Raw genomic sequence first — 15594 nt, forward strand, 5'->3', positions numbered from 1 at the left:
CATGACCGCATTGCGCATCCCGGTCGTGACTGTCGGGGCTTCGACTGCGGTCCATGCCCCGGCACTGATATCGCACCAACGTGAGATCCGATCGACACCAGCGGCGCACCACCGCCGGACAACCTGCGAGTTCATTTCGACTCACCACCAATCGCATTCGTGCGGTGTGCGGAATCCCCACCCTCCATCGGAACTCGAGTCGGGGTGGATGTCGCGGGTTGCGGTCACGGTGAGCGGAATCCCCTGGCAATCATTCGGCCAACAATCCGGGCGCGGTTCACCTGGCGCTGTGACTGCCATCACCGTAATATTAGTTTGACGTCCTAGTATCGGGCGCCAAACAGGATCTCCCCCGGAGGACCCCCGTGGCCGACAGCACCGCGCTCCACACGCCCACCCATCCCGTCCGATTCGTGACCTCGGCCGCGCTCTTCGACGGGCACGATGCGGCGATCAACATCATGCGACGGATCCTGCAGACGCAGGGCGCCGAGGTCATCCACCTCGGACACAATCGCGCGGTCAGTGAGGTCGTGGACGCGGTACTCACCGAGGATGCCCAGGGTGTCGCGGTGAGTTCGTATCAAGGCGGACATGTCGAGTACTTCGAATACCTCGCCGACGCATTGAAAAAGGCCGGCGCCGGCCATGTCCGGATCTTCGGCGGTGGCGGCGGGGTGATCGTCGCCGAGGAGATCGCGCGTCTCGCCGAATCCGGGGTGACCATCTTCTCCCCCGAAGACGGCCAGCGACTCGGCCTGCCCGGCATGATCAATCAGCTGATCCGCACCTGCGATTTCGATCTCGCCGCCGAGCCGCCGGTGCTGGACGCGGTACTCGCCGGTGAACGGGCCGCGCTCGCCCGCACGATCACCTGCCTGCAACAGGACACGCTGTCGGAGTGTGATCGCCAGGCCCTGGCCTCGGCCGCCGCCGCACGCACGGTACCGGTGCTCGGCATCACCGGCACAGGTGGTTCCGGAAAGTCTTCCCTCACCGATGAATTGGTGCGCCGTCTGCGCTCCGATCAGCAGGACAAGTTGCGCGTCGCGATTCTCGCGGTGGATCCGACCCGGCGACGCGGCGGCGGTGCGCTGCTCGGCGACCGCATTCGGATGAACACCCTCGACGGCGATCACATCTTCTTCCGCTCACTGGCCACCCGCGGCGGCCATGAGCTGCCGCGGAATATCGACGCCATGGTGACCGCCTGCAAAGCCGCGAGCTACGACCTGGTCATCCTGGAAACTCCCGGCATCGGCCAGGGCGATGCCGCGGTCACCGACCACGTCGACGTCTCGATGTATGTGATGACACCGGAATTCGGCGCGGCCTCCCAGCTGGAGAAGATCGACATGCTGGATTACGCGGATGTGGTGGCGATCAATAAGTTCGAGCGGCGCGGCGCCGAGGATGCGCTGCGTGATGTCTCGCGCCAGTTGATTCGCAATCGCGAGGAATTCAGCAAATCTCCCGACGAGATGCCGGTATTCGGTACCAGTGCAGCCACTTTCAACGATGACGGTGTGACCGCGCTCTATCAGCACCTCACCGGATTGCTCGCCGAGCACGGTCTGCACCTGGAGCCCGGCGTACTTCCGAAAGTAGAAACCCGCTCCTCCACCAGGTTCGCACAGATCATCCCGCCCGCTCGGGTGCGCTACCTCGCCGAGATCGCCGATACGGTCCGCGACTATCACGCCGATACAGCTACCCAAATCGTCGCGGCACAGCGCCTGCAGCGGCTCGAGCAGGTGGCGGCCGAGCTGCCCGATGACATCGCGGTGGCCGAACTCGCCGAAAAGGCCCGCACCGCACTGCATGCCGACAATGCCGAACTGCTCGCGGGTTGGCCCGAACTGGCCGACTCCTACCGAGGCGATGAGCAGGTGGTCCGGGTTCGTGATCGGGAGATCCATACCCCGCTGCGCCGGGAGACGCTGTCCGGCAATTCCATTCCGCGCGTCGCGCTGCCGCGCTTCGCCGATCACGGTGAGCTGCTGCGATTCCTGCGCTCGGAGAACCTGCCCGGACGGTTCCCGTTCACCGCGGGCGTCTTCGCGTTCAAACGCGATAACGAGGATCCGGCGCGGATGTTCGCCGGTGAGGGCGATCCGTTCCGCACCAACCGGCGCTTCAAGACGCTCAGCGAACATGCCGAGGCAACACGGCTTTCCACCGCTTTCGATTCGGTGACGCTCTACGGTCACGATCCCGCCGAGCGCCCGGATATCTACGGCAAGGTCGGCACGTCCGGTGTCTCGATCGCCTCGCTCGAGGATATGAAGGCGCTCTACGACGGCTTCGACCTGATCGCGCCGACCACCTCGGTATCGATGACCATCAATGGCCCGGCACCGACCATCCTGGCCTACTTCCTCAATACCGCCATCGACCAAGCGCTGGCACAGTTCTCGACCGCCGAAGGCCGCGAACCGACCGCCGAGGAGACCGCCGATATCACGGCACGCACGCTGGCGACAGTGCGCGGCACCGTGCAGGCCGACATCCTCAAAGAGGATCAGGGCCAGAACACCTGCATCTTCTCCACCGAATTCAGCCTGCGCATGATGGCCGATATCCAGGAATGGTTCGTGCGCAAGGGTGTTCGCAACTTCTACTCGGTCTCGATTTCGGGCTATCACATCGCCGAGGCCGGTGCTGATCCGATCAGTCAGCTGGCCTTCACCCTCGCCAACGGATTCACTTATGTCGAGGCATATCTCGCACGCGGCATGCAGATCGATGACTTCGCACCGAATCTGTCGTTCTTCTTCTCCAACGGCATGGATCCGGAATATTCGGTGATCGGCCGGGTGGCGCGACGCATCTGGGCCGTTGCGATGCGAGATCGCTACGGCGCCAACGAGCGTTCGCAGAAGTTGAAGTACCACGTGCAGACCTCGGGTCGTTCGCTGCACGCACAGGAGATGAGCTTCAACGACATTCGCACCACCCTGCAGGCGCTCATCGCCATCTACGACAACTGCAACAGCCTGCACACCAACGCCTATGACGAGGCGGTCACCACACCCACCGAGGAATCGGTGCGCCGCGCGCTGGCCATTCAGCTCATCATCAATCGCGAGTGGGGCATCACGATGAACGAAAACCCGCTCCAGGGTAGTTTTCTCATCGATGAACTCACCGATCTCGTCGAGGAGGCCGTGCTCGCCGAATTCGATCGCATCAGCGAGCGCGGCGGGGTCCTCGGGGCCATGGAGACCGGCTACCAGCGGGGCAAGATCCAAGACGAATCCATGCGCTACGAGCATCGCAAACACGATGGCTCGCTGCCGATCATCGGCGTCAATACCTTCCGCAACCCGCACGGCGAACCGCATCGGGTCATCGAATTGGCGCGCGGCACCGAAGCGGAGAAGCAGTCACAACTGCAGCGCGTGCGCCAGTTCCAGAACGACCATCGCGATGCCGCACATGCCGCACTCGCCCGCCTGGACGCGGTGGCCCGCACCGACGACAACATTTTCGAGGTCCTGATGGACGCCGCCCGGGTCTGCACCCTGCAACAGATCACCGACGCCTTCTTCGCCGTCGGCGGCCAATACCGCCGCAACGTGTGAATTAGGTTGGTCCGTCAGAAGATTCGCACCTCCGGAATCGAATCCATCTGACGCGCCCACTCCGGATACTTCGCCACCTTGGCGTTGTGCAGGGCCATGATCTTGTCGCCAAGTTCGGGATCCGGCTCATCCGATACATCGGGACCGATGGCGATCTTCTGGAAGTGCGGGACGATATGCGGATCCCCGGCCAGGTGGACCGGATCGTGCAGGTAGCGCTCCATCGCATCGAGATCCTCGATGCCCACACAATAGGCATGGGTCAGCCCTTCGCTCACGTCGCCCAGATTCTGGCCGACGGTCGCGAACGACACCGATTCGACTGAGGCGGTGCGCTTCATCAACGCGAGTACCTCGGCCTTCTGCGCCTCGGTGGTCTCTTCGCGGAAGCCGAAGCGCAACAGATGAACGATCACGGATACCTCCCAGTTTTGAACCACTGAGTTCAATCTAGATAACTGCCTGGTAGATGCACAAGAGTGAACCCGCAAGTTCAACCGGGCGCTAGTATGCAGGGGTGACGGGTACGACGGCGGCGCGCGGGCGCATCGATAAGCGGCAGGCGATCCTGGACGTCGCATTCACCGTCTTCGCGCGGCGCGGCTACGACAAGGCCTGTGTGCAGGAGATCGCGGACGAGGCGGGCGTCGCGAAACCGACGGTCTACAACCACCTCAATGACAAGCAGACCCTGTTCCGGCACGCCGTGCTGGCCGCCGCCGATACCGTGGCCGCCGAAACCCTGGCGATCGTCGATCGCCTGCGCGAGCCAGGCGATGATCTGCCCGTCGCCCTCACTACGACGGCGCGCGCGCTGCTCGCGGAATGCTCCGGCGCGCGCGCCCGTTCGCTGCGTGCGCTGACCTACGCGCAGCTCGCCGCCTTTCCGGACCTGGCCGACACCGTGCTGGAGCGCACCTCGCGACACATAGCCGAGGCGCTGGCCGATCGACTTGCGCGACTCGCTCTGGCGGGTCGGCTGCGGACCAGCGATCCGGCGCAGGCCGCCGAACAGCTGCTCGCCCTGCTCACCGCACCGCTGGAGGCCCGGTCGCGGCTCGGCACTCGCGAGGTGAGCGACGCCGAGCAGGCCGATATCGCCGATGCGGCGGTGCGGACATTCTTGTCCGCATACGGTTCCCGCTGAACCCGAACGCGCCCGCCCGCGCGCGTGTGACAATCGCGATGTCAGGGCCTGCAGCGTGGTTGGGACGGCGGACATGGATCTCTCGAATATCCGGATTATCGACAGCCATATTCATCAGTGGGATCCGTTCCGCACGCCGCGCGAATTCAGCCAGACGGCGAAGTTGCTCCGGATGCTGCCCATTCCGATCGATTGGGCCAAGCGGGTGGCACCGCGCCGGGACCGGGAATTCGTCGGGGATCCGACCGCCTATGCGAATCCATATCTGCCCGCGAATTACCGCGCGGATGCCGACGGTGTCCCGATCGAGTCGATCGTGCATATCGAGGTCGGATGGACCGGAAAGGGCGCGCTGGCCGGGGCCGACGAGACGAAGTGGGTGGCCGGGCTGCCATTCGGCGGCGACCATCCGGCACTCGGCGCGATCATCGGGAATGCCGATCCGGCGGCACCGGACTTCGCAGCGCTACTCGATGCCCATGTGGCCGCATCGCCGCTGGTGCGCGGCATTCGCGCGCATGTCGCACACCATCCCGATCCGGATGTCCGGCCCTATACCGAGCACGCGAGCGCGCTCACCACCAAGGAATTCCGCAACGGTTTCGCGGCACTTGCCGAGCGCGGGTTGTCTTTCGAGGCCTGGGTGTATTCGCATGCGCTACCCGATGTGACGGCGCTTGCCGAACGTTATCCGGAAGTCCCGATCGTGCTCGACCATCTCGCCACGCCCGCAGGGATTTTCGGCCCGGTCGGCAAACACACCGGAACGAATCCAGGTCTGCGCCGGGAACTATTCATCCGCTGGCGCGACGATCTCACCGCGCTCGCCGAAAACCCCAATGTGGTCGCGAAAGTCAGCGGATTGATGATGCCGATCCTCGGCCACCCGGTACCACCACCTGGCACGTCGACACCGATTCCGGTGCTGCTGGACCGAATTCGCCCGCTCGTCGCACATGCCTACGAAGTCTTCGGCGCGGACCGCCTGCTGTGGGGCTCCAATTTCCCGGTGGACAAACCGATTACGAGCATCGCCGACAGCGCCGAGCTCATTGCCACCGCAGTCGCCGAGCACAGCGCCGGACGCGATGAGCTCGAGCGGATCTTCCGAACCAACGCCCAACGGATCTACCGAATCGAATCCTGAACCGAACCGAAGCGCGGGAGCAAGGTTCGCGGCCCAGGATTCGGACCCGGCTGGTACCGCTCGATCAAGGGATGAAGGCTTCGGCGATTTGGCGGGTCAAGGTGTCGCGGGCGCTGGCCAGGGATGGGCCGTACCAGGTGAGGCTGCGGCCTTCGACCAAAGCGACAGACAAGCCGGGGAATGCCTCCGGACCATCGGATCTGGTGAATACGTACGGTTCATCCGGGAGCAGGACGAGTTCCACATCGCGGGTCAGCTCGTCCTCGGAGACGTGCGGATAGCGCTCGGTGCGGTCGGCGTGCACGAGCCGGAGGCCGAGGCGCGCCGCCAGATCGCCGGTGAAGGTGTTGTGGCCGACGACCATCCAGGGGTTGCGCCAGATCGGAATGACCGTACCGCGCGTCGGCGCGGGAGCTGGTGCGGCCCAAGATATTTCGGCTTCGACAAGCCAGTCCGGCATCGGGCCGTCCAGCGCTTCGGTGAAGAGTCGGCGCAGCGAGGCGAAACCCTCTTCCAGCGTTTCGATTCTGGTGACCCACACCGGGATTCCCGCATCGCGCAGCCGCTCCACATCGATGCGGCGATTCTCCTCCTGATTGCACAGCACCAGATCCGGTGCCAGCTCGATGATTCGGCGCACATTCGGATTCTTGGTGCCGCGAACCCGCTCGACGTCCAAATCCGCGGGGTGTGTGCACCAATCCGTCGCCGCGACAAGGACTTCGGGGCGACTGACCGCGACGGCCTCGGTCAGTGACGGAACCAGCGACACCACCCGATGCACTGGGCGGTCGATGGGCACGGCCGCGCCCAAATCGTCGATCATGACAGCACCCGGCGGCAGAGGACGCGCAACTGTTCGGACGGCACCGGACGGCACAGACGGCACGGACGGCACAGACGGCACAGACGGCACAGACGGCACAGACGGCACAGACGGCACAGACGGCACAGACGGCACAGACGGCACAGACGGCACAGACGGCACAGACGGCACAGACGGCACAGACGGCACAGACGGCACAGACGGCACAGACGGCACGGACGGCACGGACGGCACGGACGGCACGGACGGCACGATATTGCCCGCGCCGAGAACTAGCAGATGAAGGATCTGCGCCGTCTGCTCGGCATCGGCGTATCCGCAGTCCGCGAGCAGCGCGCGCGACACACCGAGCCGGGTACCGACGCGCTCCTTGGCCGCGGCCGCGATCGGATCGTCCAGCGCCCAGGCCCGCACGGCCACCTCGATGGCGGCGGGCTCGTCGTCGTCGAGCACCAGATCGATGAACAGGTCGAGCCGACCGCGCGGATCGAGGTCGGCGGCCTGGATCTCGCGCAGGTACCGCGTGGTGTGCATTTGCGCACCATTATTCACGGCAGGTCGCGATGACCGCGCCAACCACACACACCGGCACATCCGCCCGGTGGGCCACACCCGTGCATATGGCCGGTGCCACGCTCATCGGCCTCATCGGAGCGGTTCATCTGCTCGTCGTGCACATCTTCAACGGCCCCGACTCCGCGGGCGAAGAGGTGGTCGACGAACTTGTCCAAACACACCTCCGCGACCTTGTTCGACAGCGACAGACGGGTCAGCTTCGTCGATCTGAATACCGCTAGAGCGCCGGAGTGGGCCTGTTGGGCTGCTGGTGATCAGCGCGGTCCGGGCCGCGCCACAGTTGATCGCCCGCTGGTCGTTGTCCAATCTCGGCTGTGTGGTGGCGGCGGGCGGTCTCTGCTGTGTTGCCGCGCTGTATTTCCGCTTTCGGTGATCGCGCTTTCCGGCATTGCCACACCGCGTTTGCGGCCGTGCCGGTAGCCGGGCCGATCGAACAGCACTGAACCGAACTCAGCGCCCCAGGGCTTCGTAAAGCGCGCGTATGTCGCGCAGCCCAGCCACGGCCGTCGGTTCGTCCTCGGCGATCATGCGCAGCGCGCGACGCAGCAAGGTCGGGTCCAGATCATCGATGGCGGGGCGGAATTCGAGCTTCGGGAGGTCGGGCAGTTGGATACGGTCGCCGTAGGGGTCGTCGGAAACCGTCGGGGTCGTATCGCGTTCGATGCCGACGATAAGGGTGTCCAGGTCGAGGCCGCGCAAGGTGAGGATTTCGCGAGGACGCTCATCAAGACGTTCGGCGAGCAGATAGCAGACCGCGGCCACATGTTTGCACGGCCAGCCGGGATCCGGGCAGGTGCAGGAGAAATCGAGATCGGCGGCCGTTGTCGGGAGCAGATGCTCGCCTAGGCTCGTCGGCAGCGCACCGGAGGCGATTTCGGCCAGTACGCCCGGCGTGGTCCGGATGGTCTCGATGAGCAGTTCGAGTTCCTCGTCGCGCAGTGGCCGGATGGCGAATACCGAGGTGAACGGGCGCAGCTGACTCCCTTGGACTTCCGCGGTGACCGCACCGGGTTCGATCCGATAGCTCACAACCTGTCCGGCTCGGGCGTAGGTGCGGCCGCGAGCGAGTCGACCGGGTTCGGCCATTTGCTCGACCGCCTCGATCAGCGCCTTGCCCCACCAGGTTCGTCCGAATCCGCCACGACGACTGCGTGCTGCTACCCCACCGCGCACCGGGCGGCGTTTGCCGTACTTGCTGTAATCCTCGAAGGGACTCAATCGCCGACCGCCTCCGCGCCGAGGGCGAAGAGCCGATGCAGTTCGTCCGTGCTCAATTCGGTGATCCAATTCTCGCCCGCACCGATGGCCAGATCGGCGAGTTGGCGTTTGCCGCTGATCATTTCGTCGATCTTCTCCTCGATGGTGTCGACGCAGATCAGTTTGCGCACCTGCACATTGCGCTGCTGACCGATCCGGAAGGCTCGATCGGTCGCTTGGTTCTCGACTGCCGGATTCCACCAACGATCCAGATGCACAACATGGTTGGCCGCCGTGAGATTCAAACCGGTGCCACCGGCCTTGAGCGACAACAGCATCAGCGGTGGGCCTTCCGGTTCCTGGAAGCGCTCGACCATGGTGTCTCGGTGCTTCTTCGGCACGCCACCGTGCAGGAACGGGATCTTCGTGCCGAAGCGCTCGATCAGATAGGGCGCGATGAGCTCGCCGAATTCGCGGAACTGGGTGAACAGCAATGCCTTCTCGCCATCTGCCAGCACCGCATCGAGGACGTCCTCCACCAGGCCGAGTTTGCCGGAGCGGTGACTGCCGCGATGCAGCACACCGGAGCCGTCGCCGAGGAAATGCGCGGGATGGTTGCAGACTTGCTTGAGCCTGGTCAGCGCGCCGAGGACCGCGCCCTTGCGGGCCATGCCCTTCGCATCCTTCAGTTTGGCCATCATGTCGTCGACGACCGCCTGGTAGAGCGCGGCCTGCTCTACGGTCAGGTTGGCGCGCACCGTCATCTCCAGTTTCTCCGGCAGATCGCTGATGACGGCGGGATCGGTCTTCACCCGGCGCAGTACGAACGGCTGCGTGACAGTGCGCAGCCGGCTGATGGCGTTCTCGTCCCGATCGCGTTCGATCGGCACGGCGAACCGGGCACGGAAAGTCTGTGCGCTACCGAGCACCTTCGGTAGCGTGAAGTCCAGAATCGAGCGCAATTCTTCGAGGCGGTTCTCCACCGGAGTTCCGGTGAGCGCCAACCGATGTCGGGCAGGCAGCGCCCGCGCCGCCTTCGCCTGTCTGGTTCCCGCGTTCTTGATGTGCTGCGCCTCGTCGAGCACCACGCGATCCCACTGCTGCCGCGCCAATTCGACTGCGTCCCTTGCCAGGAGCGAGTAGGTGGTGATCACCAGATCCGCACCCGCAACGGCTTCGTCCAGTTCCGTACCTGACTTGCGGCCGACACCGTGGTGCACCAAAACTCGCAGATCGGGGGCGAATCGCTCCGCCTCGCGCTGCCAGTTGCCGACGACCGACATGGGGCATACGAGCAGGGTCGGCCCTGGCGCACCGTCGCCACCGGGTGCCTCCTGCCCGCCAGCGCGCGCATCGCGGTCATCCCGGCGCCGGGCCGCACCCCGCTGCCTCACATCGCGTGCGCCCTCGGACCGCGCGGTACCGGTGTGCCGTTGCGTCAGTTGGCGATCGACCTCGCATTCATGCACCAAGAGCGCCAAGATCTGCACAGTCTTACCCAGCCCCATGTCATCGGCCAGGATTCCGCCCACCCCGTAGCGACTCATGGTGGCGAGCCAGGCCAACCCACGCTCCTGATACGGCCGCAACTGCGCCTTCAAACCGACCGGCGCAATCACCGGTACCGGCTCGCGGGTCCGGTCCAAAAGGTCCGCGGCCCAACCGGTTGCGCTGACCTCGGTGATCGGGACCTTCTCGACATGGCCGGTGACGAGTTCGCCGACCAGATCGGCGAAGGTGATTTCGGTGTCGTCGAGATGGGCGGCGACATAGCGGGCGGCGGCGGCCAGCACCTTGTGGTCGGCCTGCACCCATTCGCCGCGTAGTTGCACCAGATCCGATTTCGAGCGGACCAGCCGTTCCATCTCGGCCTTGGTCAGCACGGCATCGCCGAGGGCGAGTTCCCAGCGATAGGAGACGAGTCCGCGCATGCCGACGGTGCTCTCGGCAGCGGGTACGCCGCTCTCCACGCGCAGCCGCATGGTCGGGGCGCTGATATTCCAAGCGCGCGGCAGCAGCAGCCGCACACCCGCCGCCTGCAGCGCGTGTGCACCGTGTTCGACCAGGTCCGCGACTACCTCGGTCGGCAGCAGCAGGTCCATCGACTGCGGATCGTTCGGCAGGTCGCGCAGGCGCGGATAGGCCCGCGTCGCCTCCCCCAACTTCTCGATCGCGGTGCGGACCAGCACCGGATCACCCAGCAGCGGAACCGGATTCGGCGCTTCACCATCGGCGCGCAGACAGACCTGCAGCCGCCACAGCGCCACCACGTCATCGGCATCGGTATCGGCCTCGCCGAGCGCGATATCGCCCTCGGGCTCCAGCAGGCGCAGCACCAACTCGGGCTCGTCCCCGGTCAGACTCGCCCGCCAGCGTTCCAGCACCTCGGCCAGCTGATGGCTGCCGCCGTCCAAGGCGACGTCATCGATGAGTGCGGCCACCAGCGGATGCGCCGACGGCGGCGGATCCATCAACTCCCGGACGATCGGATCGGCGAGTTCGGTGACCATATCCTCGAGCAGCATCCCCGGCTTCCCCGCGACGCGCAGCGCGGGCGGCATCGCCACCGCCAACTCCGCCAGCCAAGCACGCTGACGCTCGCCGCCGACCAACCGCCAGCGCACCCACCACTGCCCGTCGTCGCGGCGCAGCTCGGGCACCACGCGCCCCGCCCGCACCCACCGTTCGACACCGTGCGCCACATGCGCGAGAAACCGCAGATCCCCCGAAACCGCATCGACCGGCAGCCGTTGTCGCAGTGCGACCGCGGCCGCCGCGGGCACCATCGCATGCGCCCTGACCTGCTCGGTCGTCCCCGGTGACCCGCTGACCAGTACCTGCGCCCGATGCCGGAACTTCGACGCCGCCAGCACCCCGCCCAACGGTTCGGGTAGCGCGACCGGGGCCTCCTGCCAGAGCAGCAAGCCCGATCCCGGCGACCACAGACCGTGCAACATCACCCCATCCAATCAGGCGGACCCGACAGACGCTGCGGCCATCCTCGCCCGCTGCTCAGTCGAGTTCGTAATCGAACCAGATGTGGTGCACACCGTCGGTGTCGACGGTGAGACCGCCGGTGCCGGTGATACCGGTCAGCTCACCGGCGCCGCTGGTCGGCACGATGGTGAAGAACTCGGCGGTGCGGTCGGTGCCGAGGGTGGTCGCCGAATGCGCGAAGCTGCCCACACGATCGTGCAGCGCGCCCTCGATCGATTCCATGGCGACATACATCCCCGCACCGGTCGCCTGGTCGAAGGCGAACAGGGTCGTCGACCGTCCGGTGATCTCGCCCGCGAACTCCTTCTCGATCTGCGCGATGCCGACCGGCAGCGCGGTCGCGACGGCCGGATCCGGCACGACATCGGTTGGGGTGCGGCAGGCGACGGAGAACGTGCCGATTGCTTTCATGCGGCGGAGCGTAACGGCAGGTACCGACATCTTTCACGAGTCTGGGTTCACGAGTCTGGGTTCATGAATCTGGGTTCACGAGTCTGGGCGGTGGGCGAGCACCCTGCGCACGACAAGACCGACGACCAGTGCCCAGAAGGCCGCGCCGATGCCGAGGAAGCCGACGCCGGACGCGGCGATCAGGAAGGTGACCACACCCGACTCGCGGTGCTGTTCGGATTTCAGGGCACCAGCAAGGGCGGCCGCGAGAGTGGCCAGCAGGGCAAGGCCCGCAACGGTTTCCAGCGTGCCCTTGGGCGCGGTGGCGATCAGGGTGACCAGCGCCGCCGAGCCGAGAGCGAGAATCAGATAGGAGGCACCCGCGGTGCAGGCCGCGATCCAGCGGCGCCGCGGATCCGGATGGGCGGCGGGGGCGGCCGAGAGCGCGGCACTGATCGCGGCCAGGTTGATGGCGTGCGCACCGGCCGGTGCACCCAGAATCGTGCCGATACCGGTGACGGACATCGAAGCGCGCCAAGGGACTTGATAGTCGAAGGACTTCATCACGGCGGTGCCCGGAATGTTCTGCGAGGCCATGGTGACGATGTAGAGCGGAATGGCGATACCGATCATCGCCTGCCAACTCCAATGCGGCACCGTCAGTACGAGCGAGGGGCGCATCGCCGCGAGATCGAGATGCTTGTGCTGCACCGCGATACTGATCCCCGCCCCGATCGCCGCGGTCGCGAAGGCCGCGATCACCGCCCAACGCTTGGCGAATCGATGCAGCACCAGCCACACCACGATCACCGGCACCACCACCGCCGGACTGGCCTGCACAGCCTTCACCGGCGCGAGACACAGCGGCAGCAGCACACCGGCGAGCATGGCCTGCGCGATCTCCACCGGAATCGCGGCGACCAGATTGCCCAGCCGCTGCCACAGTCCGGTGATCACGATCAGCACACCGGTTATCGCGAACGCCCCGACTGCCGCGGCCCAGCCACCGGCGACCGCGCCGGTGCCGGTGCCGGCGAGCAGTGCCGCACCGGGCGTCGACCAAGCCAGTGTGATCGGCAACCGATACCGATAACTGAGCAGCATCATTCCGATGGCCAGCGTGAGGCAGAGCACGAGCAGTCCCGACGCCGCCTGTGCCGGGGTGGCCCCGACCGCCGTCAATCCGCTCAGCACCACCGCGAATGAGCTGGTGAATCCGACCAGCGCGGTAACGACTCCGGCCCCGACCGGCTGGGCGAGCCGCGCCTCACGGTGGACCGGTGTCGGGATGTCGGCGAGCGCCGGGGAAAGCCTGGACATTTCTGCAATCCTCCCCGGTCATCAGTCCAGTTGTCACAGCCAGTCCCCGGAAACTGGACTGAATTGCGTGGGATCCGGCTAGGGCGCATCACCGAAACCGCACTCGATTCGAACGTGGACGTACCAACTGATTCGGCGTGTACACGGGTAGCTCGTCGGGTACACCCAAAACTGATGTGGCACACGACGCAGGACCTGTACACAGGCATAGCGGCTCTTACTAGTATGGCCTGAATATTCGGGGAGGCGGAACGGAGAGGCGGAACAGAGCTTTGTTGAGCGCGGTACTGATCTCGGCGGATGAGCTTCGGGAAGTATTGGCGGACAAGCGGGTTCGTCTACTCGATGTGCGGTGGGCGCTCGGTGATCCGGACGGCCCGCAGCATTATCTGGACGGACATATTCCGGGCGCGGTCTTCGTCGATCTGGAGACCGAACTGGCCGCACCCCCGTCCCCCGCGCGCGGGCGGCATCCGCTGCCCGATCCCGCGCAGCTCGAAAAATGCGCACGCAGCTGGGGTTTGCGGACCGGCGATCCGGTGGTCGTCTACGACGCGACGGGCGGCATGGCGGCGGCGCGGGCCTGGTGGCTGCTGCGCTGGGCCGGGATCGCTGACGTGCGGATTCTCGACGGCGGTCTGCCGGCGTGGACCGATTCGGGCGGTGCGATCGCCTCCGGCGAGGAGGACGATCCCGAACTCGGTGACGTCGAGGTGAATCCGGGGCAGCTGCCGGTCATCAATGCCGATGCGGCCGCCAAATGGTCCGGCGTACTGCTCGACGCACGCGCCGGCGAACGCTACCGCGGCGAGGTGGAGCCGGTCGATCCGCAGGCGGGCCACATTCCGGGCGCGATCAGCGCACCGACCGCGGAGAACCTCGACGCCGACGGGCGATTCCGCAGCGTGGAAGTCTTGCAAGACCGCTTCGCCGCATTCGGGTCCGGGTCGGTCGCGGTCTACTGCGGATCCGGTGTGACCGCCGCCCACCAGATCGCCGCACTCGCCGCCGCAGGCATCGAAGCGGCACTGTATCCGGGCTCGTGGTCGCAATGGTCGAACGACCCGAAACGCCCGGTCGCCACCGGGGCATAGCTCGCTACGGACACGAGCGGGCAATGTCGTTCAGTACGGCATTGTCCGCAGCGGTCACCGGTAGGTCGTACCGGACCGCGACCGTCAGGTATTTGCCCGCATAGAAACAATGGTTCGTGCGCGGCGCCCATTCCGATGGTGTGCCGTCCCCCTTGGCCTGGTTGGCATTCGCTGCGGTGGCCAGCAGATTCACGTCGATATCGTTGGCGAAACGCACCCGCCGCTCGAGCGGCCAGGACGCCGCACCCATATCCCAGGCCGCGGCCAGCGGATAGACGTGGTCGATCTGGATATCGCCCGCGTCGGCCTTGCTGAAGGCGGTCCGCTCGCCGGTGTACGGATCGTCGAGCGTGCCCGCGGTGACCACGCAATCGTGGGTGCCCGGCCGGAAGCTCACCCCGATCAGCTGCGCGCTCAGTACGTTGTTGCGGGTATCGCAGCCGTCGTGACCGCCGGGACCGTCGTAGTCATCGGTCCATGACGGTCCGAACACGCACCGCTGCCCTTCCTTACAGCCGCGCTCATAACCGCCGGGATGTCCCCGTGCGGCAACGACTCGCACCGACGCCGACAGCTGCTCGAGCTGAACCCGGGTCGGACCGAGTTCACCCTGCCCGCTGCGAGATGTGGGCGCGGCCGGTCCACCGCTCACCTCGGCGCATCCGGACAGCGCGAACATCGCCGCCGCGATCAAGGCAGGCAACCATGGTCGGATGTCGGCACGCACGGTGCCAGATGTACCCGTATGGACCGACATTCGTAGAACCCGGCTGGAGCGCCTCGGAGCCGATCAAGACCTACAGCCAGGCGCGAGCCAGCAGATCGTCGTTGGCGACTTCACTTGACCGGGGTGGGAATCTGGTGGCCACAATGGACTCGGTGTGCGCGCCGTCGTGTCCTATCAGCCACGAACCACCGCGCTCCTCGCACTCGGCGATCTTCGCGAAGGTGGTGAGCAGGAACGTGACGGCGTCACGCGGGTCCAGAGTTCGGGCCAGGCGCTGTGATTCACCGGGCCGGGACAGGTCCAGCCACACGCCGGACTGTCCGTCCAGTCGCATGCCGACGATCTTGTCGGCATTGACAAAGGTGAATTTGCGCCGTTCCCACGGCGTGGTCGGCGTGAAGCTCTGCTCGAGTACCTGGAGCAGAATCGTCATGCTTTGCCCTCCGCTTTCCGTTGACGCCCAAATGCGGTTCTCATGCGATGACCAGCGGATATACCAGTATGTTCCGAAAGTGGTGCCAAGGGGTAGTAACTGGTCCATCTCGGCGAGTTCAGGGATCTTTCCGGCGACCGATTAGTTCGCCGACCG

General features: G+C 65.7%; 12 protein-coding genes. 4 read left to right on the plus strand and 8 right to left on the minus strand.

What is annotated here, in order from left to right:
• Positions 1 to 365 precede the first annotated feature (365 nt).
• Positions 366 to 3584 (plus strand): fused isobutyryl-CoA mutase/GTPase IcmF, encoded by a 3219-nt coding sequence (icmF, locus tag ACQPXH_RS28260; protein WP_433599500.1) that lies wholly within the window; start codon positions 366 to 368, stop codon positions 3582 to 3584.
• A gap of 14 nt (positions 3585 to 3598) precedes the next feature.
• Here the strand turns inward: icmF and ACQPXH_RS28265 are convergent, their stop codons facing one another.
• Positions 3599 to 4000, minus strand: coding sequence for a Dabb family protein (locus tag ACQPXH_RS28265; protein ID WP_433599501.1), 402 nt, complete (start codon positions 3998 to 4000; stop codon positions 3599 to 3601).
• 101 nt (positions 4001 to 4101) lie between these two features.
• Between ACQPXH_RS28265 and ACQPXH_RS28270 the strand changes: the two genes are divergently transcribed.
• Both ACQPXH_RS28270 and ACQPXH_RS28275 read left to right on the plus strand, forming a co-directional pair.
• Complete coding sequence (locus tag ACQPXH_RS28270) at positions 4102 to 4731, plus strand: TetR/AcrR family transcriptional regulator (RefSeq protein WP_433599502.1); 630 nt, start codon at positions 4102 to 4104, stop codon at positions 4729 to 4731.
• A gap of 73 nt (positions 4732 to 4804) precedes the next feature.
• Entirely contained in the window at positions 4805 to 5878 is a 1074-nt protein-coding gene (locus ACQPXH_RS28275; protein WP_433599503.1) for an amidohydrolase family protein, read from the plus strand.
• 64 nt (positions 5879 to 5942) lie between these two features.
• On the opposite strand, the gene ACQPXH_RS28280 is transcribed toward ACQPXH_RS28275, so the two are convergent.
• From ACQPXH_RS28280 to ACQPXH_RS28300, 5 genes are all read right to left on the minus strand, one after another.
• Complete coding sequence (locus ACQPXH_RS28280) at positions 5943 to 7238, minus strand: helical backbone metal receptor (protein ID WP_433599504.1); 1296 nt, start codon at positions 7236 to 7238, stop codon at positions 5943 to 5945.
• A gap of 492 nt (positions 7239 to 7730) precedes the next feature.
• Entirely contained in the window at positions 7731 to 8498 is a 768-nt protein-coding gene (locus tag ACQPXH_RS28285) for an SWIM zinc finger family protein (RefSeq protein WP_433599505.1), read from the minus strand.
• A complete protein-coding gene (locus tag ACQPXH_RS28290) occupies positions 8495 to 11434 on the minus strand; it encodes a DEAD/DEAH box helicase (protein ID WP_433599506.1) in 2940 nt (979 codons plus the stop codon). The genes ACQPXH_RS28285 and ACQPXH_RS28290 overlap by 4 nt, the downstream gene beginning before the upstream one ends.
• A 55-nt stretch (positions 11435 to 11489) precedes the next feature.
• Entirely contained in the window at positions 11490 to 11885 is a 396-nt protein-coding gene (locus ACQPXH_RS28295) for a DUF3224 domain-containing protein (protein WP_433599507.1), read from the minus strand.
• 75 nt (positions 11886 to 11960) lie between these two features.
• Complete coding sequence (locus ACQPXH_RS28300; RefSeq protein ID WP_433599508.1) at positions 11961 to 13184, minus strand: benzoate/H(+) symporter BenE family transporter; 1224 nt, start codon at positions 13182 to 13184, stop codon at positions 11961 to 11963.
• A gap of 275 nt (positions 13185 to 13459) precedes the next feature.
• Between ACQPXH_RS28300 and ACQPXH_RS28305 the strand changes: the two genes are divergently transcribed.
• Positions 13460 to 14278, plus strand: a complete 819-nt coding sequence (locus ACQPXH_RS28305; protein WP_433599509.1) for a sulfurtransferase — start codon at positions 13460 to 13462, stop codon at positions 14276 to 14278.
• Positions 14279 to 14282: 4 nt separating this feature from the next.
• Here ACQPXH_RS28305 and ACQPXH_RS28310 read toward each other — a convergent pair whose 3' ends face one another.
• Both ACQPXH_RS28310 and ACQPXH_RS28315 read right to left on the minus strand, forming a co-directional pair.
• On the minus strand, positions 14283 to 15035 hold the full coding sequence (locus tag ACQPXH_RS28310) for an HNH endonuclease family protein (RefSeq protein WP_433599510.1): 753 nt from the start codon (positions 15033 to 15035) through the stop codon (positions 14283 to 14285).
• 40 nt (positions 15036 to 15075) lie between these two features.
• Positions 15076 to 15438, minus strand: coding sequence for a hypothetical protein (locus ACQPXH_RS28315; RefSeq protein WP_040687025.1), 363 nt, complete (start codon positions 15436 to 15438; stop codon positions 15076 to 15078).
• Positions 15439 to 15594 lie beyond the last annotated feature (156 nt).

The sequence above is a fragment of the Nocardia sp. CA-135953 genome, from assembly GCF_050955735.1.
In the GTDB taxonomy this organism is placed as follows: Bacteria; Actinomycetota; Actinomycetes; order Mycobacteriales; family Mycobacteriaceae; genus Nocardia.

What these genes read in the sequence shown, in the direction of transcription:
- ACQPXH_RS28295 (WP_433599507.1), bottom strand. Translation starts at nt 11,885, where the DNA reads ATGAAAGCAATCGGCACGTTCTCCGTCGCCTGCCGCACCCCAACCGAT.
- ACQPXH_RS28275 (WP_433599503.1), top strand. Translation starts at nt 4,805, where the DNA reads ATGGATCTCTCGAATATCCGGATTATCGACAGCCATATTCATCAGTGG.
- ACQPXH_RS28310 (WP_433599510.1), bottom strand. Translation starts at nt 15,035, where the DNA reads ATGTCGGTCCATACGGGTACATCTGGCACCGTGCGTGCCGACATCCGA.
- ACQPXH_RS28280 (WP_433599504.1), bottom strand. Translation starts at nt 7,238, where the DNA reads ATGCACACCACGCGGTACCTGCGCGAGATCCAGGCCGCCGACCTCGAT.
- ACQPXH_RS28300 (WP_433599508.1), bottom strand. Translation starts at nt 13,184, where the DNA reads ATGTCCAGGCTTTCCCCGGCGCTCGCCGACATCCCGACACCGGTCCAC.
- ACQPXH_RS28315 (WP_040687025.1), bottom strand. Translation starts at nt 15,438, where the DNA reads ATGACGATTCTGCTCCAGGTACTCGAGCAGAGCTTCACGCCGACCACG.
- ACQPXH_RS28290 (WP_433599506.1), bottom strand. Translation starts at nt 11,434, where the DNA reads ATGTTGCACGGTCTGTGGTCGCCGGGATCGGGCTTGCTGCTCTGGCAG.